General features: G+C 64.0%; 20 protein-coding genes. 5 read left to right on the top strand and 15 right to left on the bottom strand.

Annotated elements, in window-relative coordinates; genetic code table 11:
• Positions 1 to 273: 273 nt before the first annotated feature.
• The 4 genes from acnB to ICG51_RS13915 all read right to left on the bottom strand — a co-directional run bounded on the left by acnB (position 274) and on the right by ICG51_RS13915 (position 4,537).
• Positions 274 to 2,865 carry a bifunctional aconitate hydratase 2/2-methylisocitrate dehydratase gene (gene acnB, locus ICG51_RS13930; RefSeq protein WP_190280911.1) on the bottom strand — a complete coding sequence of 864 codons (2,592 nt, stop codon included), beginning with the start codon at positions 2,863 to 2,865 and terminating at the stop codon, positions 274 to 276.
• A gap of 42 nt (positions 2,866 to 2,907) precedes the next feature.
• Positions 2,908 to 3,306 carry a type II toxin-antitoxin system VapC family toxin gene (locus tag ICG51_RS13925; protein ID WP_190280910.1) on the bottom strand — a complete coding sequence of 133 codons (399 nt, stop codon included), beginning with the start codon at positions 3,304 to 3,306 and terminating at the stop codon, positions 2,908 to 2,910.
• The gene (locus ICG51_RS13920) at positions 3,303 to 3,503 is read right to left on the bottom strand and encodes an AbrB/MazE/SpoVT family DNA-binding domain-containing protein (protein ID WP_190280909.1); all 201 of its coding nucleotides are present in this window, start codon (positions 3,501 to 3,503) and stop codon (positions 3,303 to 3,305) included. The genes ICG51_RS13925 and ICG51_RS13920 overlap by 4 nt, the downstream gene beginning before the upstream one ends.
• A gap of 209 nt (positions 3,504 to 3,712) precedes the next feature.
• A complete protein-coding gene (locus ICG51_RS13915) occupies positions 3,713 to 4,537 on the bottom strand; it encodes a GGDEF domain-containing protein (RefSeq protein WP_190280908.1) in 825 nt (274 codons plus the stop codon).
• A gap of 124 nt (positions 4,538 to 4,661) precedes the next feature.
• On the opposite strand from ICG51_RS13915, the gene acnA reads away from it, so the two are divergent.
• Positions 4,662 to 7,418: an aconitate hydratase AcnA gene (gene acnA / locus ICG51_RS13910; RefSeq protein WP_190280907.1), complete on the top strand. Its 2,757-nt coding sequence runs from the start codon at positions 4,662 to 4,664 to the stop codon at positions 7,416 to 7,418.
• 30 nt (positions 7,419 to 7,448) lie between these two features.
• Here acnA and ICG51_RS13905 read toward each other — a convergent pair whose 3' ends face one another.
• A complete protein-coding gene (locus ICG51_RS13905) occupies positions 7,449 to 7,913 on the bottom strand; it encodes a nuclear transport factor 2 family protein (protein WP_223809472.1) in 465 nt (154 codons plus the stop codon).
• A 119-nt stretch (positions 7,914 to 8,032) separates the two neighbouring features.
• Between ICG51_RS13905 and ICG51_RS13900 the strand changes: the two genes are divergently transcribed.
• The 3 genes from ICG51_RS13900 (at position 8,033) to ICG51_RS13890 (ending at position 11,577) form a co-directional block, all read left to right on the top strand.
• Positions 8,033 to 9,712: an AMP-binding protein gene (locus ICG51_RS13900; protein ID WP_190280906.1), complete on the top strand. Its 1,680-nt coding sequence runs from the start codon at positions 8,033 to 8,035 to the stop codon at positions 9,710 to 9,712.
• A gap of 275 nt (positions 9,713 to 9,987) precedes the next feature.
• Complete coding sequence (locus ICG51_RS13895) at positions 9,988 to 10,287, top strand: helix-turn-helix transcriptional regulator (protein WP_190280905.1); 300 nt, start codon at positions 9,988 to 9,990, stop codon at positions 10,285 to 10,287.
• A gap of 6 nt (positions 10,288 to 10,293) precedes the next feature.
• Entirely contained in the window at positions 10,294 to 11,577 is a 1,284-nt protein-coding gene (locus ICG51_RS13890; RefSeq protein WP_190280904.1) for a type II toxin-antitoxin system HipA family toxin, read from the top strand.
• A 6-nt stretch (positions 11,578 to 11,583) separates the two neighbouring features.
• On the opposite strand, the gene ICG51_RS13885 is transcribed toward ICG51_RS13890, so the two are convergent.
• The 3 genes from ICG51_RS13885 to nhaA all read right to left on the bottom strand — a co-directional run bounded on the left by ICG51_RS13885 (position 11,584) and on the right by nhaA (position 14,249).
• Positions 11,584 to 11,766, bottom strand: a complete 183-nt coding sequence (locus ICG51_RS13885; protein ID WP_190280903.1) for a hypothetical protein — start codon at positions 11,764 to 11,766, stop codon at positions 11,584 to 11,586.
• 17 nt (positions 11,767 to 11,783) lie between these two features.
• Positions 11,784 to 12,794, bottom strand: coding sequence for an NAD-dependent epimerase (locus ICG51_RS13880; protein ID WP_190280902.1), 1,011 nt, complete (start codon positions 12,792 to 12,794; stop codon positions 11,784 to 11,786).
• Between the two features lie 114 nt (positions 12,795 to 12,908).
• Positions 12,909 to 14,249, bottom strand: a complete 1,341-nt coding sequence (gene nhaA, locus ICG51_RS13875; protein ID WP_190280901.1) for a Na+/H+ antiporter NhaA — start codon at positions 14,247 to 14,249, stop codon at positions 12,909 to 12,911.
• Between the two features lie 266 nt (positions 14,250 to 14,515).
• On the opposite strand from nhaA, the gene ICG51_RS13870 reads away from it, so the two are divergent.
• Positions 14,516 to 15,175: a fasciclin domain-containing protein gene (locus ICG51_RS13870; RefSeq protein WP_223809471.1), complete on the top strand. Its 660-nt coding sequence runs from the start codon at positions 14,516 to 14,518 to the stop codon at positions 15,173 to 15,175.
• A gap of 111 nt (positions 15,176 to 15,286) precedes the next feature.
• Here ICG51_RS13870 and ICG51_RS13865 read toward each other — a convergent pair whose 3' ends face one another.
• Genes ICG51_RS13865 through ICG51_RS13835 form a run of 7 tightly spaced genes read right to left on the bottom strand, consistent with a single transcriptional unit; the run spans position 15,287 to position 22,882 of the window.
• Positions 15,287 to 16,408, bottom strand: coding sequence for a glycosyltransferase family 4 protein (locus tag ICG51_RS13865; protein ID WP_190280900.1), 1,122 nt, complete (start codon positions 16,406 to 16,408; stop codon positions 15,287 to 15,289).
• Positions 16,409 to 17,173 (bottom strand): class I SAM-dependent methyltransferase, encoded by a 765-nt coding sequence (locus ICG51_RS13860; protein ID WP_190280899.1) that lies wholly within the window; start codon positions 17,171 to 17,173, stop codon positions 16,409 to 16,411.
• A complete protein-coding gene (locus tag ICG51_RS13855) occupies positions 17,170 to 18,378 on the bottom strand; it encodes an O-antigen ligase family protein (RefSeq protein ID WP_190280898.1) in 1,209 nt (402 codons plus the stop codon). Before ICG51_RS13855 ends, ICG51_RS13860 begins: the two co-directional genes overlap by 4 nt.
• Positions 18,375 to 19,451: a glycosyltransferase gene (locus tag ICG51_RS13850; RefSeq protein ID WP_190280897.1), complete on the bottom strand. Its 1,077-nt coding sequence runs from the start codon at positions 19,449 to 19,451 to the stop codon at positions 18,375 to 18,377. The genes ICG51_RS13855 and ICG51_RS13850 overlap by 4 nt, the downstream gene beginning before the upstream one ends.
• A complete protein-coding gene (locus ICG51_RS13845) occupies positions 19,448 to 20,608 on the bottom strand; it encodes a glycosyltransferase family 4 protein (RefSeq protein ID WP_190280896.1) in 1,161 nt (386 codons plus the stop codon). The genes ICG51_RS13850 and ICG51_RS13845 overlap by 4 nt, the downstream gene beginning before the upstream one ends.
• On the bottom strand, positions 20,605 to 21,741 hold the full coding sequence (locus ICG51_RS13840; protein WP_190280895.1) for a glycosyltransferase family 4 protein: 1,137 nt from the start codon (positions 21,739 to 21,741) through the stop codon (positions 20,605 to 20,607). Before ICG51_RS13840 ends, ICG51_RS13845 begins: the two co-directional genes overlap by 4 nt.
• Complete coding sequence (locus ICG51_RS13835; RefSeq protein ID WP_223809470.1) at positions 21,731 to 22,882, bottom strand: glycosyltransferase family 4 protein; 1,152 nt, start codon at positions 22,880 to 22,882, stop codon at positions 21,731 to 21,733. The genes ICG51_RS13840 and ICG51_RS13835 overlap by 11 nt, the downstream gene beginning before the upstream one ends.
• Between the last annotated feature and the right edge of the window lie 2 nt (positions 22,883 to 22,884).

Genomic DNA, 22,884 nt, shown 5'->3' with positions numbered 1-22,884 from the left:
ACCTTGTTCGTTGCCGGATGGCTGGGTTGGCATTCGCGGATTGCGACCGGTTGCTATCGCTGCGCCCGGCGGCGGGCAGGTGCAGCGTCGAATGTCCCCGGCATCGGCGCAGGCGCCGCTGCCCCACCTTGATTTCGCAGCGGCGCCTGCCCGCCAGGGAACACTGCGAGAAATCGCAACAGCCCGCTCTTCCTGCATGACCATCCAGCAACCAAAACAAGAAACGCCCGGCAATACCGGGCGTTTGCTTGTCCCACATGGAACGAGGAACGCTTACGCCGCGACCGTCGCCGCCACCTGCTGGTAATCCGCGATCTGGTCGAAGTTCATGTAGCGATAGATCGCATCGCCGTTCGCGTTGACCACGCCGATATCGGCCAGGTACTCCTCGCGGGTCGGGATGCGGCCCAGACGCGCGCAGATCGCCGCCAGCTCCGCCGAGCCCAGGTACACGTTGGTGTTGCGGCCCAGGCGGTTGGGGAAGTTGCGGGTCGAGGTGGACATCGCGGTGCTGCCCTCGCGGATCTGCGCCTGGTTGCCCATGCACAGCGAGCAGCCCGGCATTTCCATGCGCGCGCCGGCCGCACCGAAGGTGCCGTAGTGGCCTTCGTTGGTCAGCTCGGCAGCGTCCATCTTGGTGGGCGGCGCGATCCACAGGCGGGTGGGGATGTCGCGCTTACCTTCCAGCAGCTTGGCCGCGGCGCGGAAGTGGCCGATGTTGGTCATGCACGAACCGATGAACACTTCATCGATCTGCGCGCCGGCCACGTCGGACAGGGTCTTGGCATCGTCCGGATCGTTCGGGCAGCAGACGATCGGCTCCTTGATGTCGGCCAGGTCGATCTCGATCACCGCCGCGTATTCGGCATCGGCGTCGGCTTCCAGCAGCTGCGGATCGGCCAGCCAGGCCTCCATCTTCTCGATGCGGCGCTGCAGGGTGCGGGCATCCGCATAACCCTCCGCGATCATCCACTTCAGCAGCGTCACGTTGCTGGTGAGGTATTCGATGATCGGCGCCTTATCCAGGCGCACGGTGCAGGCCGCCGCGGAACGCTCGGCGGACGCGTCGGCCAGTTCGAACGCCTGCTCGATCTTCAGGTTCGGCAGGCCTTCGATCTCGAGGATGCGGCCGGAGAAGATGTTCTTCTTGCCCTTCTTCTCGACGGTCAGCAGGCCGGCCTTGATCGCGTACAGCGGGATCGCGTGGACCAGGTCGCGCAGGGTCACGCCCGGCTGCATCTCGCCCTTGAAGCGCACCAGCACCGATTCCGGCATGTCCAACGGCATCACCCCGGTGGCGGCGGCGAACGCCACCAGGCCGGAGCCGGCCGGGAACGAGATGCCGATCGGGAAGCGGGTGTGGCTGTCGCCGCCGGTGCCCACGGTATCGGGCAGCAGCATGCGGTTGAGCCAGCTGTGGATGATGCCGTCGCCCGGTCGCAGCGACACGCCGCCGCGGGTGGAGATGAACTCCGGCAGGGTGTGGTGGGTCTTCACGTCCACCGGCTTCGGATAGGCGGCGGTGTGGCAGAACGACTGCATCACCAGGTCGGCGCTGAAGCCCAGGCAGGCCAGGTCCTTCAGCTCGTCGCGGGTCATCGGACCGGTGGTGTCCTGGCTGCCCACCGAGGTCATCCGCGGCTCGCAGTAGGTGCCCGGGCGCATGCCCTTGCCTTCCGGCAGGCCGCAGGCGCGGCCGACCAGCTTCTGCGCCAGGGTGAAGCCCTTGCCGGTATCCGGAGGCACCACCGGCAGGCGGAACAGGTCGGTCGCCGGCAGGCCCAGCGCTTCGCGCGCCTTGGCGGTCAGGCCGCGGCCGATGATCAGCGGGATGCGGCCGCCGGCGCGGGCTTCGTCCAGCAGCACTTCGGACTTGAGCTCGAAGGTTGCGATCACTTCGCCGTTCTTCAGCGCCTTGCCCTCGTACGGACGCAGCTCGATCACGTCGCCGTGGTTCATCTGCGAAACGTCCAGCTCGATCGGCAGCGCGCCCGCGTCTTCCATCGTGTTGTAGAAGATCGGCGCGATCTTGCCGCCCAGACAGACGCCGCCGTCACGCTTGTTGGGGATGTGCGGGATGTCGTTGCCGGTCCACCACAGCACGCTGTTGGTGGCGGACTTGCGGCTGGAGCCGGTGCCGACCACGTCGCCCACGTAGGCCACGGTATGGCCTTTTTCCTTGAGCTTGAGGATGTCGCCGATCGGGCCGCGCTTACCGTCTTCCTCCGGGGAGAACGGCGCATCGGGGCGCTTGTTCTTCAGCATCGCCAGCGCGTGCATCGGGATGTCCGGGCGGGTGGTGGCGTCCGGCGCCGGCGACAGGTCGTCGGTATTGGTTTCGCCCGGCACCTTGAACACGGTGATGGTCAGGCTCTGCGGGACTTCCGGCTTGCTGGTGAACCACTCGGCGTCGGCCCAGCTCTGCAGCACCGCCTGGGCGTTGGCATTGCCGGCCTTGGCCTTGTCCTGCACGTCGTGGAAGGCATCGAACACCAGCAGGGTGTGCTTGAGCGCATTCGCCGCCACGCCGCCCACTTCGGCGTCGTCCAGCAGCTGCACCAGCGGCGCCACGTTGTAGCCGCCCAGCATGGTGCCCAGCAGCTCGGTGGCGCGGGCGCGCGGGATCAGCGGATTGACCTCGCTACCGAACGCGAGCGCGGCGAGGTAGCTGGCCTTGACCTTGGCGGCATCGTCCACGCCGGCCGGCACGCGGTTGACCAGCAGGTCGAGCAGGAAGGCTTCCTCGCCCGCGGGCGGGCTCTTCAGCAGCTCGATGAGGTCCGCGGTCTGTTGCGGGGTCAGCGGCAGCGCGGGAATGCCGAGGGCGGCGCGTTCGGCTTCATGTTGGCGGTAGGCAGCGAGCATGTGGGGGGTTTCCTTGGCAGGTACTACGTGTGGAGGGGGCCGTCAGTCCCGGGGGACGATCAACTTCAGGCCCTTGAAGTAATCGCGATGGAACTCGGCGTCGAAGGTGATCAGCGCATCGCACTGCAGCAGCGCGTGGGCACCGACCAGGAAGTCGGAAATCGGGCGCGGTTCGCCGCCGCGCTGGCGCTGGCGGCGCTGCATTTCGCCGGCGCGCAGCGCCGACTTGGATTCCACCGCGCTGTAATGGATGCCCATTTCCTCCAGCGCGGACAGGGCATCGGCGCCGTTGCGTAGGGCGGCGGACAGCTGCGCCAATGCGGCGTCGCTGACCACCACCCGGCCGGCACCCAGCGCCTGGCGCAGCGTCGTTTCCACGGCGTCGGCATGGGCGCCGTCGGCCAGCAGCTCGACCAGCACCGGCGCGTCGACGGCAATCACGCGGGCTTCCCCTTGGCGCCCGCATCCAGCGCGAACTTGCCGCGCACGCGCGAGATGGCGTCGTCGACGTGCTTGGAGAGGACGATGCGGCCGCCATCCAGTTCGACCTTGAGCACGCTGCCCTTGGTCAGGCCCAGGGCATCACGCACGGCCTTCGGCAAGGTGATCTGGCCGCGCTCTGCGACGGTGGCTTCCATGGGCAGCCCTGCGATTTGGGTAGGCCGGAATTATACATACTTCTCAGTACATACTCCAACCGCCGGACCCACCGCACGAGGCGGCGAGCCCCTACCGGCTTGAACGACTGCCGGGGCACAGCCGCGTCGATGACGCTGGGATCCGGCCACAGGTACGCGGCCGATGGCGTGGCATCGGCAAGGCCGTGCAGGCCCCTGCCCGCGCGGATTCAGCCCAGGCTGGTGCGGGCGCCGCCGGCGTGCTTGGCCAGGTACAGCGCCCGGTCGGCGCGCTGGCGCAGCTGCGCCGGCGCCTGGTCGTCTTCGCCCAGCTGCACCAGGCCGGCGCTGAAGCTGACGTAGTTGGGGCCGGCTTCGGCGGTGTGCCAGCTCCGGCAGCTGGCGAACGCGGCGTGCAACCGCTGGCTGAAGCGCTTGCCGCCCTCCATGTCGGTGTCGGTGAGGATCACCGCGAAGGCGTCGCCGCCCAGCCGCGCCGGCAGGTCCGAGGTGCGGCAGACCGACCGCAGCAGCCGCGCGGCTTCCGCCAGCACCTCGTCGCCGATCGCATGCGACCAGGTGTCGTTGATCTGGCGGATATGGTCCAGGTCCAGCAGCATCAGGCACAGCGCCTGGCCATGCCGCTTGGCGCGGGCGAAATGGTGCGAGAACCCCTCGTCGAACGCGCGTCCGTTGGGCAGCCCGGTCAAGCCGTCCTCGTGGGCCTGGCGGCCGAACTCCACCGCCTGCTGCTGCAGGCGCCCGACCAGTCCCTCCCGGTCGCGCCGCGCTGTCTGCAACTGCTCGCCCTGCTGGCGCAGGGTGGCGGCGCATTCGTCCAGTTGACGTTGCAACTGCGCGCGTTCGCGGCGCTGGCGCCGTCCCCAGACGCCGGCGGCCGCCGCCAGCAGCAACGCCAGCACGACCAGCAGCCAGGGCCAGAGGCCCGATGCCGCGCCGCTGGCGGCCTGCGCCGGAAGGATCACCGCCAGCAAGGCAAGCAACGCGCTGCTGCGCCGGCCCTGCCTCGATTGGATCGCCCGCGTGGGTTTCATCACCGAACCTCGCCCCTTTTCAATCAGGCTTAACATCGGAACCGCAAGATGACGCGGGGACCCCCGCTTTTCTCCAGCGTCCGGCCTTGGCCGGACGCCGCCACGCACGATCGGGAGCACGTCCATGAGCAACACCTTCGCCACCCGTGCCACGCTCCACGTTAACGGCCAAGACTACGCTTTCCACAGTCTGCCGGCGCTGGGCGAACGCTTCGACCTCAAGCACCTGCCGTGGTCGATGAAGATCCTGCTGGAGAACCTGCTCCGCCACGAGGATGGCGTGAGCGTGCTGCCCGCGCATATCGAGGCGGTGGCGAAATGGAACCCGAAGGCGGTGCCGGACACCGAGATCGCCTTCATGCCGGGGCGGGTGATCCTGCAGGACTTCACCGGCGTGCCCTGCGTGGTGGACCTGGCGGCGATGCGCGATGCGGTGGTCAAGCTGGGCGGCCGGCCCGAGCAGATCAACCCGCAGATTCCCTCGGAGCTGGTCATCGACCACTCGGTGCAGGTGGACGCCTTTGCCCGCCCGGATGCGCTGGACATCAACGGGCGCATCGAGTTCGAACGCAACGCCGAGCGCTACGGCTTCCTGCGCTGGGGCCAGAAGGCATTCGCCGACTTCAAGGTGGTGCCGCCCAACACCGGCATCGTCCACCAGGTGAACCTGGAATACCTGGCGCGGGTGGTGATGACCCGGCAGGTCGACGGCGAACTATGGGCCTTCCCCGACACCCTGTTCGGCACCGACAGTCACACCACCATGGTCAACGGCATCGGCGTGCTGGGCTGGGGCGTGGGCGGCATCGAGGCCGAGGCGGCGATGCTGGGGCAACCCTCGTCGATGCTGATCCCGCAGGTGGTGGGCTTCCAGCTCAGCGGCCGGCTGCCGGAAGGCGCCACCGCCACCGACCTGGTGCTGACCGTCACCCAGATGCTGCGCCAGCACGGCGTGGTCGGGAAGTTCGTGGAGTTCTACGGCGACGGCCTGCAACACCTGCCGCTGGCCGACCGCGCCACCATCGGCAACATGTCGCCGGAATATGGCGCCACCTGCGCGATCTTCCCCATCGACGCCGAGTCGCTCAACTACCTGCGCCTGTCCGGCCGCAGCGAAGCGCAGATCGCGCTGGTCGAGGCCTATGCCAAGGCGCAGGGGTTGTGGCACACGCCGGACAGCCCGCACGCGCAGTACAGCTCGATGCTGGCGCTGGACATGGCGACGGTGCGGCCGTCGCTGGCCGGCCCCAAGCGCCCGCAGGACCGGGTGTTGCTGCCGGAGATGCCGGACAACAGCCGCGCCGCGATCGCGGTGCTGACCGCCGCCCGCGACAAGCGCAGCGAGGAGGTGGCCGATTTCATCGCCGAAGGCGGTGGCGCCGCGGTGGGCAACGAGCAGCACGGCAAGGGCCAGGCCGACATCGCCATCGACGGGGCCCATGTGCGGATCAAGGACGGTGCGGTGGTCATCGCCGCCATCACCTCCTGCACCAACACCTCCAACCCCGCGGTGATGGTCGCGGCCGGCCTGCTGGCCCGCAACGCCGCCGCGCGCGGGCTGACCCGCAAGCCGTGGGTGAAGACCTCGCTGGCACCGGGCTCGCGGGTGGTGACCGACTACCTGCAGAAGGCCGGCCTGCTGACCGAGCTGGAGAAGATCGGCTTCTACACCGTGGGCTACGGTTGCACCACCTGCATCGGCAACTCCGGGCCGCTGCCGGTCGAGGTGAGCGCCGGCATCGCCGCGGGCGACCTGTGCGTGGCGTCGGTGCTGTCCGGCAACCGCAACTTCGAAGGCCGTATCCACGCCGAAGTGAAGATGAACTACCTCGCCAGCCCGCCGCTGGTGGTGGCCTACGCGCTGGCCGGCAGCACCACGGTGGACTTGACCTGCGAGCCGCTGGGCAACGACCGCGACGGCAACCCGGTCTACCTGAAGGACCTCTGGCCCAGCAGCGCGGAGATCCATTCCACCATCGCCGCCACCATCGGCCCGGACATGTTCAAGGCCAACTACGCCGACGTGTTCAGGGGCGATGCGCGCTGGAACGGCATCGCCTCGCCCGACGGCCAGCTGTACGCCTGGAGCGGCGATTCCACCTACATCAAGAACCCGCCCTACTTCGACGGCATGACCATGCAGGCGGGCCGCATCGACGACATCGCCGGCGCGCGCGTGCTGGGCTACTTCGGCGATTCCATCACCACCGACCACATCAGCCCGGCCGGCAGCATCAAGAAGGAATCGCCCGCCGGCCGCTATCTGATGGCGCGCGGCGTGGCCCCGCAGGACTTCAACAGCTACGGCAGCCGCCGCGGCAACGACGACGTGATGGTGCGCGGCACCTTCGCCAACATCCGTATCAAGAACCGCTTCTTCGGTGGCGAGGAAGGCGGCAACACGCTGTACTTCGGCGCGCAGCCGCCGGAGAAGCTGGCGATCTTCGATGCCGCGATGAAGTACAAGGCCGACGGCACGCCGCTGCTGGTCATCGCCGGCAAGGAATACGGCACCGGCTCCAGCCGCGACTGGGCGGCCAAGGGGACCCTGCTGCTGGGGGTGAAGGCGGTGATCGCCGAGAGCTTCGAGCGCATCCACCGCAGCAACCTGGTGGGCATGGGCGTGCTGCCGCTGCAGTTCAAGGATGGCCAGACCGCCCCCGGCCTCGGCCTGACCGGCACGGAGACCTACGCCATCACCGGCTTGGCTGATGGCAGCACCAAGACCGCCACCGTCACCGCCACCCGCGACGACGGCACCAGGATCGTGTTCGAGGTGGACGTGCTGCTGCTCACGCCCAAGGAAGTGGAATACGCCCGCCACGGCGGCCTGCTGCAGTACGTGCTGCGGCAGCTGGCGGCGCGCCCGGCAGGCGCGTAACCGCCGCGGCCCGCACCGGAAGGCGGCGTCCTACAAGGCCGCCTTCCAACTGGCACTGCGCAGCCGCCACTCGCCATCGACCAGGCGCCAGCCGGTCTCGACCCGATACGCCTGTCCGCTTTCCGGCAGCAACCCTCCCGCTCCGCCGGTGGCCAGCAGGTTGAAGCGGGCCACGGCATCGGCTTCGCCGCGCAGCTCCACCTCAACCGGGCCCAGCTTCGCCCCGACATCGCGGTAACGCAGGAACAGCCCCGCCGCCAGCCGCTTGGCACCGCGCCGGTCCAGCCCCTCGTTGCCGATGAAATCCTCGGCCAGCAGGTCCGCCACGGCATCGGAATCGCGCACATCGATGGCGGCCTGCAGCGCCTGCAGCTGCGCGCGTACCGCCTGCTCCGGCGGGGGACGGGTGCAGCCCGCCACGAACAGCGCAAGCGCCAGCAGGCACCACGTGCAGCGCCATCGCAACGATTGCAGGAAATCCGCCGAATGCCGCACTGCAGCAGCCTTTGCCCATGGGCGTCGCCTTGTCAGGCATGGGAGGCTATGCTCAAATCGAATGCAATTCCATACGCCGCCGCATTCGACGGCGGATCACACTCGCAGGGGAGCAGTGCATGAGTTTCGACCGTCCTTGGCTGGCCCATTACCCGGCCGGCGTGCCTGCCGAAATCGACCTCAACGAGTTCACGTCGATCAACGACGTGTTCGAAACCGCGCTGCAGAAGTATCGCGACAAGACCGCCTTCATCAACATGGGCAAGGCGATCACCTACGCCGAGCTGGACCGCCTGAGCCGCGATTTCGCCGGCTACCTGCTGGGCGAACTGAAGCTCAAGAAGGGCGATCGGGTGGCGATCATGATGCCCAACTGCCTGCAGTACCCGATCGCCCTGTTCGGCGTGCTGCGCGCGGGGCTGACGGTGGTCAACACCAACCCGATGTACACCGCGCGCGAACTCAAGCACCAGATGGCGGACTCCGGCGCCAGCGTGCTGCTGGTGATGGACAACTTCGGCAAGGTGGCGCAGGAAGTGCTTGCGCAACTGCCCGGCGTGCGCGCCATCACCACCGGCCTCGGCGACATGCTGGGCTTCCCCAAGGGCGCCATCGTCAACCTCGTGCTGAAGCACGTGAAGAAGATGGTGCCGGACTACGCCATCCCGGGTGCGGTGCGCTTCCGCGACACCCTCACCCTGGGCCGCATGCACCAGCTGCCGCAGATCCGCAACGCGCCGGAAGACCTGGCCTTCCTGCAGTACACCGGCGGCACCACCGGCGTGTCCAAGGGCGCCATGCTGACCCACCGCAACATGGTGGCCAACATGCAGCAGGCTGCGGCGTGGGTGGGCACCAACGTCAAGCAGGGCGAGGAGAAGATCGTCACCGCGCTGCCGCTGTACCACATCTTCGCACTGACCGCGAACTGCCTGGTGTTCATGAAGTTCGGCGCGTCCAACCTGCTGATCACCAACCCGCGCGACATGCCCGGCTTCGTCAAGGAGCTGAAGGGTTCCGGTTTCACCGCCATCACCGGCGTCAACACCCTGTTCAACGGCCTGCTGCACACGCCCGGTTTCGACCAGGTGGACTTCTCGCGCCTGCACCTGACCCTGGGTGGCGGCATGGCGGTGCAGCGCGCCGTGGCCGACAAGTGGAAGCAGGTCACCGGGGTGACCCTTGCCGAAGCCTATGGCCTCACCGAAACCGCGCCGGCTGTGTGCATCAACCCGCTGGACCTGCGCGAGTACAACGGTTCCATCGGCCTGCCGGTGCCGTCCACCGATGTGTGCATCAAGGGCGAGGACGGCAGCATCCTGCCGATGGGCGAAATCGGCGAACTTTGCGTGAAGGGCCCGCAGGTGATGAAGGGCTACTGGCAGCGCCCCGAGGAAACCGCCAAGGTCATGGATGCCGAAGGTTGGCTGCATACCGGCGACATGGCGAAGATGGACGGCCAAGGCTACTTCTACATCGTCGACCGCAAGAAGGACATGATCCTGGTGTCCGGCTTCAACGTGTACCCGAACGAAGTGGAAGACGTGATCGCGATGATGCCGGGAGTGCTGGAAGTCGCCGCCATCGGCGTACCGGACGAACACAGCGGCGAGACGGTGAAGGTGTTCATCGTCAAGAAGGATCCCGCGCTCACCGCCGAACAGGTGAAGGCGTTCTGCCACGAGAACCTGACCGGCTACAAGCGGCCGAAGCTGGTCGAGTTCCGCAACGAACTGCCCAAGAGCAACGTCGGCAAGATCCTGCGCAAGGAACTGCGCGACCCGGTCAAGGCGGGCTGACAGGCCGGGATCACGGGGGATCGCGGCGCCCGCTGCGATTCCCTACCTGTGCGGTGCCGCCCGCACGGAGTGGCGTCCACAGGCAGCCGGGCCCGACCCGTCTGACCGGCCCGAATAGGCATTCATAGATCATCTGGAGTTGAGGCGCATTTTCGCCTATTAGCCTCATTACTTCCACTTATAGGCAGAATTCTGCCCTTATTGGATGTTTGTATTTTTGGCGTTATCCTGCCCTCAACGTGGCCCTAGCCGCCGTAGAGGCAGGAACCCGCCCCATGGCTACACCATCCTTCCAAACCCCCGAAGAGATCCAAACGGATCTGGGCCAGCGGCTGCGCCAGCTCCGGCTCGGCCAGCGGTTGACCCAGGCCGGGTTGGCCACCCGGGCCGGCGTCTCGCCGCGCGCCCTGCGCGGGCTGGAGAGCGGAGAAGGTTCCTCCCTGATCACCCTGATCCGCGTGCTCAAGGCCCTCGGCGCGCTGACCAGCCTGGACGCGCTGGCGCCGCAACCCACGATCAGCCCGATGGCCCTGCTCGCCGGCAACCGCGCGCCCAAGCGCGGCACCCGCCACTGACCGCGCATGAAACACGTCGACGTCATCGAGGTGCGGATCTGGGGCAAGCAGGTCGGCGCCGTGGCGCAGGACCCGCGCTTGGGCGCGTATGTGTTCGAGTACGCCGACAGCTGGCGCCGCACCGGTATCGCGCTGTCGCCTTTCATGCTGCCGCTGGATCGGGCCGATGGCCGCTTCGCCTTTCCCGCGCTGGACCCCGACGCCTTCCATCGCCTGCCCGGCCTGCTTGCCGACGCACTGCCCGACGATTTCGGCAACCAGCTGATCAACGGCTGGATGGCCAGCCACGGCATCCGCCCGGAGGAAGTGACCGCACTGGACCGGCTGGCCTACATGGGCCGGCGCGGGATGGGCGCGCTGGAGTTCCGCCCCACCCGCGGCGGCAACACGGAAACCGCAGCCCCGATCGAGATGAAGGCGCTGGTGGAGGTGGCGCGCAAAGCGGTGCACGGCGCCCTGGCCGGCGACCCGGAGGCGCAGGCGGCGCTGGCCAGCATCATCCGCGTGGGAACCTCCGCCGGCGGTGCCCGCGCCAAGGCCGTGGTGGCGTGGAACCCGGCCACCGATGAGCTGCGCAGCGGCCAGTTCGACGCCGCGCCGGGCTTCGAGCACTGGCTGCTGAAGTTCGACGGGATGGGCGCGGACCAGGAACTGGGCCAGAGCCAGTGCTACGGCCGGCGCGAGTACGCCTACCACCTGATGGCCACCGCCGCCGGCATCACCATGAGCGCGTGCCGGCTGCTGGAGGAGAACGGCCGCGCCCACTTCATGACGCGCCGGTTCGACCGCGACGGCAACCGCAAGATCCACATGCAGACGCTGGCCGCGCTGCAGCACATGAGCCACAGGCAGCGGCGCACCCACGCCTACGAATCCCTGTTCATCACCGCCCACGGACTGGGCCTGCCCGAACGCGACATGGAGCAGCTGTTCCTGCGCATGGCGTTCAACGTCGCCAGCAAGAACCATGACGACCACACCAAGAACTTCGCCTTCCTGCTGCGCGAAGGCGGCGCGTGGGCGCTGGCGCCCGCTTACGACGTAACCCACGCCTACAACCCTGCCGGCGAATGGACGCAGCACCACCTGATGAGCGTGGCCGGCAAGTTCGACGACATCACCGCCGACGACCTGCGCGAGGTCGCCGCGCGCTTCAGCATCCGCAACCCGTCCACGCTGATGGACCAGGTGGACGCGGCTATCGCGCGCTGGCCCGAGTTTGCACAGGTGGCCGGACTGCCCGCCTCGGATCGCGACGATGTCGGCAGGCTGCTGATCCGGTTGCGCTAGAGCCCGTCAGTGCAACCCCACGCTGCCGATGTTGTCGGCAATTGCTGTTTCGATACGCTGCACGCGCTCCCGATCGCCCCCTTGGTTCACGATGCCGGCAGCCACCGCCGTCAAACAGAAAATATTACCGTTCGGGAATATCCATTGCACCCTGAAGGAATAGCGGCTCTGGCTGGAGCCAGCTGCCATCCCCCAGGCGAGGCATGTCAAACCCCGTAATACCCCCGATACCAGCGCACGAAATTCGCCACGCCCTCCTCCACCGGCACCATCGGGCGGTAGCCGACGTTGGCGATCAGGTCCGAGACATCGGCTTCGGTATCGGGCACGTCGCCGGGCTGCAGCGGCAGCATCTCCATCACCGCCTTGCGGCCCAGGCAGTCTTCCAGCACCTCGATGTAGCGCAGCAACTCCACCGGCTGCTCGTTGCCGATGTTGTAGAGGCGGTAAGGCGCCACCCCGCTGGTGGCCGGGTCCGGGCGCTCGCCGGACCAGTCCGGGTCCTTGCCCGGCACCCTGTCCAGCGTGCGCACCACGCCCTCCACGATGTCGTCCACGTAGGTGAAGCTGCGCTTGTGGTGGCCGTGGTTGAACACCCGGATCGGTTTGCCTTCCAGGATCGCGCGGGTGAACAGGAACAGCGCCATGTCCGGGCGCCCCCACGGCCCATACACGGTGAAGAAGCGCAGCCCCGTGCACGGGATGCCATACAGGTGCGCATAGCTGTGCGCCATCTGCTCGTTGGCTTTCTTGGTGGCCGCGTACAGGGTCAGCGGATGCTCGGCCGGCGCATGCTCGGAAAACGGCATCGCCCGGTTCGCCCCGTACACCGAACTGGTGGAGGCATATACCAGGTGCTGCACATCGTGATGACGGCAGCCCTCGAGGATGTGCAGGAAGCCGGTGACGTTGCTCTGCACGTACACATGCGGGTTCTCCGCCGCGTAGCGCACCCCCGCCTGCGCCGCCAGGTTCACCACCCGCTGCGGCTTGTGCATCGCAAAGACCTGCTCCACCGCCGCGCGATCCGCCAGATCCGCAGTGACGTGGGTGTAGCCCGGCTTTTCCAGCAGTCGCGCCAGCCGCGCCTGCTTGAGGCTGACGTCGTAGTAGTCGTTGAGGTTGTCGAGCCCCACCACCTCGTCGCCCCGCGCCAGCAACACCTGCGCCACGTGCGAGCCGATGAAACCGGCGGTGCCGGTGACCAGAACCTTCATGCCATCACCAGAAATCCATCATGCGAACGTGGATTCTATCCCCCGCGTCCATCCCGGGACTCAAGCACGATGGTGGCAGGAACGACGCCTGCCACTTCCATGGGCGGATCAGCATCAGGCCTCAGCCTGCTTCGTACGCGCCCCCGCTCGGCCAGGCCGCCTGCGGCCGACGACGGCGAGAACCGAAACGCCGCCCACCGCCGCCAGCCCCGAGGCCACCAGAATGCCAAGCTTCGCGGACGCGACGTGATCCGGCGCCAGCGCCAACTCCGCCATCAGCACGGACATGGTGAAGCCGATACCCGTGAGCAATGCGCCCCCCGCGACCAGTGGCCAGGTCAGCCCTTGGGGAAGGACCGCCAGGCGCAGACGAACCGCGGCATAACTGAAGAGCACCACGCCCATCGGCTTGCCGCACAGCAAGCCGAGCAGGATCGCACCGGAAAGCGTCCAATCGACTTGCTGCGCGGAAATCACGAACCCCGCGTTTGCAAGCGCGAACAGCGGCAGCACCAGCAGTCCGACCCATGGATGCAGGGCCACTTCCAGGCGCTCCAGCGGAGACAGCGCTTCCCGCGTCGCCACGCCCGCCCGCTGCAAGTCCGCCCGGTCGCGGGTATCGCCGCTCCAGTGGGGCCCTTCCGGATAGGCGGCCACCACACCCAGGATCGCCTGCAAGCGACGGTCGCTGACCCAGCTCCGGGTTGGCGTCATCGCCCCCAGGACCACGCCCGTCAGCGTTGGATGGATGCCGGACGCATCGACCGCGAGCCAGATGCCGATGCCGGCCGCGAAGAACACCAGCAGGGCGCGCACGCCCAGCATCCTGAGCAGCACCACGCCGCCCAGTCCCGCTAACGCGCAGGCAATTGCCGCCCAGTCGATCTGCTTTCCGTAAGCAAGCGCGATGATGGTGATGGCGCCGATGTCATCGAAGATCGCCAGGGACAGCAGGAACAGCCGCAGGCCATGCGGAATCCTAGATCCCAGCAGAGCCAGGCAGCCGATGACGAAGGCCGTATCCGTGGCCGTGACCACGCCCCAGGCATGCGCCCCCTGCCCTCCATGCGCCACGGCCAGAAACAGCAGGACGGGAACCGACATGCCCCCTGCGGCGGCGGCAACCGACAGCAGCGCCTTGCGGGAATCCCTCAACTCCCCCAGCAGCAGTTCGCGCTTGAGCTCAAGCGCGACGACGAAAAAGAACAGCGTCATGGCGCCGTCGTTGATCCATTGCCTGACCGGCCTCGCGAACTCCACGCCGCCCCACAGCAAGCCGATGCGCACGTTCCACAGCGCCTCGTAGTCCGCCGACCACTGCGAGTTGGAAATCACCAGCGCCACCAGCGCCGACAACAGCAGGACCGAACCGGCGGTCGCCTCGATGCGGATGAACCGCAGGAATGGCATCGTCAGCCGGTCCGCCGGCTCCTTGGGCAAGCGGCTCAGCGGCATGATCGGCTCGTCCTGCCGTCGGTCCCGCGCTGCCGCGCCCGCCCCGTACCAACCCCGCGAGGCAACCTGTCGCAACCAGCCACAATGCACCGGCCAACGACCGTGGCAAGCCCATATGGATTGCGCGCACTGCGATGACGGGGGCGATCGGCGTGCATGACTGGTGCCTGCTTCGTGCAAGCCGGCACATGACGGGCGCGGGAACTGACCGGAAATGGATATCGGAATCCCGCGTGCCCAGACCTTAGCAGCATCGAGCGGCAGGCATGAACACCACCGATCAACCTCACGCCCATGTAACCCCGTCGGGCGCAACCTGCAATGGCTACGGTGCAACACCGTATCGGCTACTCAGCCGCGCCCTTCATCCCACTCTCCGCATTGAGTCCAACGCCTGGCGCAACGCCAAGGCTGCGGCCACCGGCCGCCCACGGGATCCCCAGGGACCCAAAACGCAGGACACCACCATGGAAATGCAGAACAGCAACAACACCCGCCCCGAGCAGAACCTGATCGGCACGCTGCAGAACAACAAGACGTTCGCCATCTTCTCGAACGCCGTCGACAAGGCCGGCCTGAACAGCGTACTGTCCGGCGCCACCCAGCACACCGTGTTCGCCCCCACTGACGAAGCTTTCGGCAAACTCCCCGGCGGCACGATGGACCGCCTGCTGCAGCCCGAGAACAAGGAAGAACTCGCCGCGCTTGTGAACTATCACCTGGTCAATGGCCGCAGGTCCACGGTCGACGTGGGCCGATGGGATGCCGCCCGCACTGTCAACGGGCAGCCGGCACCGATCCAGCTGAGCAGCAACAAGCTCACCATCGACGGCGCGCGCGTCACCACCCCGGACATCCTGGCCAGCAACGGCATCATCCACGGCATCGACAAGGTCAACATCCCGGCGGCACCGAAGCCGCATTGACCGCATAACAGGCAAACCACGGCGGCGGGGAGAAATCCCCGCCGTTTTTCACGCGCATGTACGGAAGCGGCAGGTCAAACCGACGCAGCTTCCACGAACGAAAGAAAAACGTCAGCGCATCAGCTCCGCATAGACGTCCAGCGTACGCGCTATCACGATGCGCTCGTCGAATTCGGTGATGGCCTTTTCCCGCGCCGCCACGCCGAGGGCTTGGCGAAGCGCCGGATCCCGCACCAGCCGCTCGATGGCGTCCGCCAGGGCCACGCCATCCTTCACCGGCACCAGTAGCCCGTCCACCTCGTGCGTCACCACCTCCCGGCAACCGGGCACGTCGGTGGTGACCAGCGCACAGCCGCTCGCGCCCGCCTCGATCAACCCTTTCGGCAAGCCTTCGCGGTAGCTGGGCAACGCCACGATCTGGACCGAGCGGAACAGCGCCGGCATGTCATCCACATGCCCCAGCCACTGCACAAGACCTTCGGAAACCCACTCGCGCACGGCCGGTTCCGGCACCGCCGCCGGGTTGCCGGGATCCGGCGTTCCCGCCAGCAACAGATCAACCGGAACGCCCCGGCTGCGCAGAAGCCGGGCCGCCTCCATGTATTCGGCCAGACCCTTGTCCCAGAGCAGCCGTGCAGGCAACACCACGCGCACGCGCTCCGCCGCGACCTGCCGCGGAGCCGGAGAAAAACGCACGCAATCCACGCCCGAACCAGGAATAAGCCGCACGTGTTCGGGATCGACCAACCCCGCCTGGCGAAACAGCGCCACATCGTCAGGGTTCTGCAGGATGAGCCGCGCGTTACGCCCCCCCAAGGCCAGCTTGAGCAGCATTCTCACCAATGGGCGCAACAGACGCGCCTTCAGAGCGCCGCTGGTAAAGACATAACCCATCCCGGCGACCGCGTTGACACGCGCGGGCACCCCGGCCAAGCGCGCGGCCAGCGAGCCGTACACGGCACACTTGATAGTGAAGCTGTGAATCAAATGCGGCCTCTCCCGTCGAATCAAACCAACGAGATGCCACATCAATGCAGCCTCACGGATTGGGTTCAAACTGAGACGCTCCATAAGGATAGGCTCCCATCGCATGCCCCCCGAACGAAGCCGCTGACCATATGACCCTTCAGGTGAAAGCATCAACAATTCATGGCCAGCGCCGGTAAGCGCCTTACCCAGCGAAAGTCGAAAATTGTAAAGATACCAATCGGTATTGGCGAGCCAGATTATCATTTAATAGAAAAATTCAACACCTTGATCGCAACGAACGCCGAACACGATGAAAGTCTCACAGTATCTGTCAGGCCAAAATCTCATCAGGGGAAACGTCGAGATTCGCCAAAAAAAGTAAAGCGGGAAACAAAACATGAAATACGAGGAAATAAAATAATACCTGGTTTCCAAAGGACGGATACCTGCCAACATCATGTTGATTCGCATCTCCGCAGGGGTGCAACCGCTGTAATGGGCGGGAAAGCCCTGCCGTTCCGCCTTGGATGGATAAACGGAAAACAAAATAGCGCGCTTCAGTCGCTCCGGAAGCAATTTATTCAACCTAGCAAACCAGGCCCGCTTATTGGGGCAAAAAGTAAAAACTTTACCTCCAGGCCGAAGCAATCGCCCTATCCCCGCCATCGCTTCGCGGCCATCCGACACGTGCTCCAGCACAGATTGCGCAACAACATAGTCATGCGGAGCGGGCTCGCATCTTTCCAGCGCGCTCACGATCACCGTGGAATACGCCCCTTCAGGCGCGGCAGTCAACTGCTCGGCGTCGATATCAACGCCGGTTACCCTAAGCCGCCGCACCATCACCTGCTCAGGCGAGAAAAAAGGTGTCTTGCCACCTCCGACATCGGCCACCTGCGCACCGTCTTCCACCAATGCCGGGATGATATCGTTGAATTCGGTGTTTCCGTCACGGGTAAAACTTCCGAAAAACAGGCGATCAAAGCCGCGGCTCATCCTTATGTTCCAGTTCACGAATTCCCGCATCATGACCACACTCCATTCGGCGCCCTCTTCCACTTCGCGGCCATCGGATAAAGAAAGAATATCCAGAACAATGCACTGTTGAGATTATTATGCGTCAGAGAGAAGGCAACCAATCCAAGTAGAGTTGGCGCGAGCACCATCCTCAAACTAGCAGGCATAGCCAACACTCTACGGAAAGATTTCCATGTCAAGAACATGAAATAGAGACCAGCCACTACGCCCAATTCCGCAAACATCCGGACGTAGTCATTGTGAGAAACCATGTCTCGCCTACTGGTTTCCACTCTCGGCACAGACGGAAACAAGACCGGGGCTCGGGATGATGCGCTCCAGAATTCTTCTATGAAGTGCCCCCATCCGACACCGAAAAATGGATTCTCACGCGCCATTTCGATGCCAGCCTCAAGCGCCAGCACCCGTTCGGAGTCCGACCCCCCATCATCACGCTGGGACACACCCACTGGGAAAGGAATGAAAACAACTAGCGCACCCAACAGAAGCAGAACTGGAGAGAGCGCGACCACGCGCCTAACTCCAATGGACAGGAAATTAAACACGATCATCAAAAAAGGCATGATGAACGCAGCCCGCGACTGCGTGTAGTAAATGCCGATGGAAATGACCAGGAAACTGCCCCAGCGGCGCCAACCGGATGTACCGACAAATGCCATGCATGCCGCCACCCCAAGGAACAAGCCCAGGTAATTTGGATTTGAAAACGTCCCTTCGGATCTGACATTTAACCCAATTCCTTCCAAGACGGATATTCCTGCGAGCAAGATGCCCAGCAAACGGAACTGGCGTGCGAACTCCTCAAAACCCGCACGCGATTCGATCTCTGAAACCACATATACAGCAACAGCAGAAACGACCAGAAAATTGACCAGCGCCACCACTGTTGTAGACCTTGAAGGATTTACTATCAACGACACCACAATGAGGGAGAGAAGAACCAGAACAGGAGCCGCGTGACGTGGAATTGCGCCCCTTTTATATGCTCGAAGAAAAAATAGCAAAACTATTAGGATAGAAAAAACCTGCCCCATCTCACGATAGAAAGGCGTGAAATTCGATGCAAACCCCGCGAGCACCGTGATATACAAGGTTGCCATCAATCCGACGCGCACCCGGCGCGACCGGACGTTAAAGGCCCACATCGCCAGAAACAACCATGGCAGAACGACCTTTATCAGCTCCTGGGAAATCATGACTTTGCCCTGCTCGACATGGCCGCTTGGATTTCCGTATATAGCCCAACATGGGATTTTGCGGCAGCCTCGATGGAATATCGTTCTCTCACACGTAATGACAATCGGTCCGCGCGGCCCAGTGCCGCTTCGTAATTCAAGACAGTCAATTCCATGGTATCCGACAACCTCGTAACCTCGGCGACGAGACCACAATCATCCGCCAGCAGCTCCGGGACACTTCCAACCGGCGTGGAAATCACTGGCACACCTGTGATTCCCGCTTCAAGCAGCACGATGGGAAGTCCTTCCCACTTCGAGCTCAACACAAAGACATGAGCTTTCGTAAGCAACTCCATCACATCGTTCCGCTCACCGAGAAACCGAATTCTGTCAGCGACGCCCAGCATCTTGGCAGCGCTCTCGACACCTTCCCGCAGAGGCCCGTCCCCCACCAGCCACAACTCCGAGCTCTCCACCCGTAACATGGCGAACTGACGCACCAGTTCAAGCTGATTCTTTGGCTCTGAGAATCTCGCAACATTCAGGAATATCCAGCGGCCAGGGCTTTCAGGAGCTTTTCTCGGCCCCGGCGGGTTTGCTCGCCCAAGGACGCCGTTTGGAATAACCGCGCACCTCTCTGAGTTCAAGCGAACATGCTGATCACGACTAAAAACCACATCGGCAGATCGCAACCCCCTGGTTGACCAGAGCAGGAACTGTCTCGCTCGCCCCAGTACCAACGAGCTATGGGATGTAAATACGAGCGGAACAGAATATACGCCGAATATCTTCCCAATGATCGCAAGCACCAGCGCATGGAACATATGCGCATGCACCACCGCATAGGACCCTCGGCGCAGTTCGTTCAAATATCCAAGAACGCCTGGACCCCATGTCGTCGGACTCTTGGTGATACCGAGTGTCGCGATTTGCACTCCCGGCTCAACACCTCGCGCAGCCGCGGAAATATCGTTGAACAGGGACACGATCTTGACATCGTGTCCCTGCCGAACCATTTCTCCCGACAAATCAAGAAGTACGCGCTCCGCACCCCCGATGCCGAGTCCGGTGATGACGTGGAGTATTTTCATCGCTGCGGCCTCTTTGAGTCGCCGGCGCTTCGAGCCATCAGCTCGAGGCGCATCCTTTCGGTTATGGAAGTGGCAACCCGGCCCCAAGTTCGCGTACCCACGTACGCCCTGCATGCCGACGACATCGCTTGCCATTGGCGCTCATCGTCCTCCAATGCCGTCAAACGCTCCACGAATGACCGAGCCATATAGTCGCCGACTATCCAACCGGTGACTCCAGGCTCAATGATCCCTCGGAAATCGCCGCAGTCCGACGTAACAACCGGCACTCCTCGAGCCATGGCCTCCAGCATGGAGGTAGGCGTACCCTCCACATCTGAGGTACACAGGAAAGCGTGTGCCACATCGTGCCACCTGCATATTTCCTCTGCACTTAGGGCTCCCACAAGGCGCACATTGCCCAGCGATTCATCGCGGACTCGGCGTTGCAGGTGCTCGCGCTGCGGCCCATCGCCAATCACCACGAAGATCCAGTCATCGGTGCTTTTTGCGATATCCAATACAAGATCAATGTTCTTCTTTGGGCGAAGGACGCCAACTGTCACGGCGAGATACTTATCTTGGATAAGGGGGCGCGGCGCCGGTTCGTCCGATCCGGAAAGGAACAGATCATCAATGCCACTCGCCTGCCAGAAGACCTCGCGCCTTAATTGCGCAGACAGCCGTTCGGCATCTCGGCGTCCAGTCGCATGCACGATGTCAGCCACCCCCAGGAATCGCTGCAGGAATTTCCTGATCCGGGAACGCATGGGGCCGCCATGGACGGAAACCATGCTGACTGGAGCTGCCACCAACAGCTTGGCCATTCGACCGAGCACGGCCATAGACCAGTCGCCGTGAGTATGGACGAGGTCAATCCGGCCCCGTAGCCTCATCAACTCAGGTAATACCGCCATAAAAAACACCAATGAGCGCAGCGCCTGTGGCCTGATTGCCGCGATGAGGCCCTCTCCAATCCGCTGGTCATCGTGATGAAGCGGGGCGCCCTGGGAAAAAAGCAGGTGCACATTGCACCCCTGCCTCCGTTGCTCGTCGGAGAGCCGTCTGACGTGCTTCTCCATTCCGCCGGGAAACGGCGGGATAGTGATCTGCATCCGCAGGACGCGGAACGCGCCACCTTCAATGGAGGCTGGTTGACTCGACATGATTGCCGTCATGCCCTCACCAGCGATGCGATCAGCCCGCGATAGCGGTCAAAAGTGCTGTTCCATTCGAAACGCGAACGAATTTGTTTCGCCGCGGCAGTCCCCATTTCCCGCCGAAGGTCTTCCGAATCGATGAGTCTATCTACCGCGCGCTCAAGTGCTTGCAAGTCTCCCAGCGGAATGAGCGAAACATCGACTCCGTCCCGAACAACACCTCCCAGGAAGCCAACTTTTGTCGCCACCACGGGTAATCCCATGGCCATGGCTTCGAGTATCGCCCGCGGCACACCTTCCGATAGCGAGGGATGTATATAGATATCTGATTCGGCCAGCAACGAAGCGACGTCGCGATGGCTGGCCGCATGAACCAGCTTGAGCCTTGACTGCACTCCGAGTGCTTGGGCCCGCTCGACGTAGACGCGTTCCATGGGGCCTCGCCCCACCAGCGTCAACCGCGCATCCGGGAGGCGCTGCAGCAATCCTTCCACCAATGCCAGGTGATTCTTCCCGGCCGTGTAGGCACCAACCGAGATCAGCGTTGGCCCCGCGGTCATTCGGTAGCAAGTCTTCACCGGCGAAAACAGCTCCAGATCGACGCGATTGCCAAGTTCGAAGATCTTCGGCTGAATGGACTCACCATAGACGCGAACCAGGTGCTCGGTCATGTCTCTGGAGAGCGATCGGATCCTAGTCGCCACCCGGAACGTAAACGCGGTACCGAGGCGCAGAAGCATCCATGTGACACGACGCACCCCACCCGGACCGCCAGGCCAAAAATAGTGGGCGCCGTGCACTTCAGCCAACACCGGCACGCGGAAGATGAGCCGGGCCACCGACGCAACCAGTCCCCCGTTGACGGGGCATTGCGCAATAATTCGATCCGGATGATGCCGAAGACACAGGAACAGCACCATCCAGCTGGCCAGAAAAAAATGCCATCCCCGTGTCCCGAATGTGGGGAGCAGGTGCAGATGCAGGTTTCCGTCAACCGTGTGCGAGTACCGAAGGCGCCCGGCGCTGGCGATCACGTGATATCGCTCGGCGTCCCGCGCAAGCTCTTTCCAGATCCGCAGCGTGTGATGCCCAGCGGGAAGCGGAGGATAGACATTCGGGCTTACATGAAATACCCGCATGCTATTGCTCACCCAACACATCCATGTACATCCTCGCCACGGCTGGCGTGGAAAAGCGCTCGACCTCCAGAAGATTCTCCCTTGCGAGCTCCGCCATCACCTCCGGGTTCCGCAACAATTCCATCACCAATCTGGAAAAGTCTCCCGGAACGTCCTTGTCTGCAACCCAACCCGCCTGTAAGCGCCCTAGCAGGGCGCTCGTCCCGCCGGCATCGGTCGTGACGATGGGAAGGCCTGAAGCCATGGCTTCGATTATCACGCGTGGAAACCCCTCCGCGTGGGAAGGATTGATGAAAAGATCTGCAAGGCCATACAGGACTGGCAACTCCCTGTTGGGAACCGGACCTAGAAAACGACAACAGGAGCTAACTCCGGCAGCATCCGCCAGGCCGGCGATGGTGGATCTTTCCTCACCATCTCCCGCAATCACGATCACCCAATCCAGACCGAACTCATGCTTGAGGTCGAAAAACAGCTTTTCTAGATAGACTGGGGTCCGGCGTACCGGCGATAACCTGTGCACCAGCAGCATTACATGAGACGGCCTCTGAGTGCCGAAATACCCAAAGAAGCCCCCATTGACTTCGCGGCGCCCTCCTCTCCCCCATTTCTCCAGATCGATGTCATTGTAAAGAAGACGCATCTTGCGTCGATCGATTCCGACGGAATCCGCGTAATAGTCCACCATCGGTTCCGGCCCGGTCACGAAGCGCTGGCACATTTTCCTTGCCATGTAATTCGGGACCGCTGACCGAACGAACCAATTCACCCGGTTCCAGCCCCACTTCTGCCCGAGGTCGAATTCACGCGTTGTTCCGCTCTGCCACAAGTATGCACGCCCTCCCGACACCGAATGGCAGATTGATGCAACGATTGCGGCCGGCGCGGAAATCCGTATGAACGTGGATCTGTACCCTCGCAGGGATGCAAGGAACAAACGCACGAACAATTCGACATGACGTATCAACGGCGCCCGCAACCGTAACGCGCGCACCCGTACGCCGGGCAGTTGCGGCAGCGGGCCGGAAGTCTTCTCGACGAACAGGTTCACGGCACATCCCTGCACGGCCATTTCCGCCAGCAGCCCAGTAACATGGGCAAAATGCGTGGAAGCAAGAGGGTCATAGTGATTCAGGATGTAGTTGATCTTCAAAT

This window comes from Thermomonas sp. XSG (assembly GCF_014678725.1).
Classification (GTDB): Bacteria; Pseudomonadota; Gammaproteobacteria; order Xanthomonadales; family Xanthomonadaceae; genus Thermomonas.
This window is presented reverse-complemented; position numbering and strand designations above follow the sequence as displayed.

What these genes read in the sequence shown, in the direction of transcription:
- acnB (WP_190280911.1), bottom strand. Translation starts at nt 2,865, where the DNA reads ATGCTCGCTGCCTACCGCCAACATGAAGCCGAACGCGCCGCCCTCGGC.
- ICG51_RS13920 (WP_190280909.1), bottom strand. Translation starts at nt 3,503, where the DNA reads ATGGAAGCCACCGTCGCAGAGCGCGGCCAGATCACCTTGCCGAAGGCC.
- ICG51_RS13915 (WP_190280908.1), bottom strand. Translation starts at nt 4,537, where the DNA reads ATGAAACCCACGCGGGCGATCCAATCGAGGCAGGGCCGGCGCAGCAGC.
- acnA (WP_190280907.1), top strand. Translation starts at nt 4,662, where the DNA reads ATGAGCAACACCTTCGCCACCCGTGCCACGCTCCACGTTAACGGCCAA.
- ICG51_RS13900 (WP_190280906.1), top strand. Translation starts at nt 8,033, where the DNA reads ATGAGTTTCGACCGTCCTTGGCTGGCCCATTACCCGGCCGGCGTGCCT.
- ICG51_RS13895 (WP_190280905.1), top strand. Translation starts at nt 9,988, where the DNA reads ATGGCTACACCATCCTTCCAAACCCCCGAAGAGATCCAAACGGATCTG.
- ICG51_RS13890 (WP_190280904.1), top strand. Translation starts at nt 10,294, where the DNA reads ATGAAACACGTCGACGTCATCGAGGTGCGGATCTGGGGCAAGCAGGTC.
- ICG51_RS13885 (WP_190280903.1), bottom strand. Translation starts at nt 11,766, where the DNA reads ATGGCAGCTGGCTCCAGCCAGAGCCGCTATTCCTTCAGGGTGCAATGG.
- ICG51_RS13880 (WP_190280902.1), bottom strand. Translation starts at nt 12,794, where the DNA reads ATGAAGGTTCTGGTCACCGGCACCGCCGGTTTCATCGGCTCGCACGTG.
- nhaA (WP_190280901.1), bottom strand. Translation starts at nt 14,249, where the DNA reads ATGCCGCTGAGCCGCTTGCCCAAGGAGCCGGCGGACCGGCTGACGATG.
- ICG51_RS13870 (WP_223809471.1), top strand. Translation starts at nt 14,516, where the DNA reads ATGAACACCACCGATCAACCTCACGCCCATGTAACCCCGTCGGGCGCA.
- ICG51_RS13865 (WP_190280900.1), bottom strand. Translation starts at nt 16,408, where the DNA reads ATGATAATCTGGCTCGCCAATACCGATTGGTATCTTTACAATTTTCGA.
- ICG51_RS13860 (WP_190280899.1), bottom strand. Translation starts at nt 17,173, where the DNA reads ATGATGCGGGAATTCGTGAACTGGAACATAAGGATGAGCCGCGGCTTT.
- ICG51_RS13855 (WP_190280898.1), bottom strand. Translation starts at nt 18,378, where the DNA reads ATGATTTCCCAGGAGCTGATAAAGGTCGTTCTGCCATGGTTGTTTCTG.
- ICG51_RS13850 (WP_190280897.1), bottom strand. Translation starts at nt 19,451, where the DNA reads ATGAAAATACTCCACGTCATCACCGGACTCGGCATCGGGGGTGCGGAG.
- ICG51_RS13845 (WP_190280896.1), bottom strand. Translation starts at nt 20,608, where the DNA reads ATGACGGCAATCATGTCGAGTCAACCAGCCTCCATTGAAGGTGGCGCG.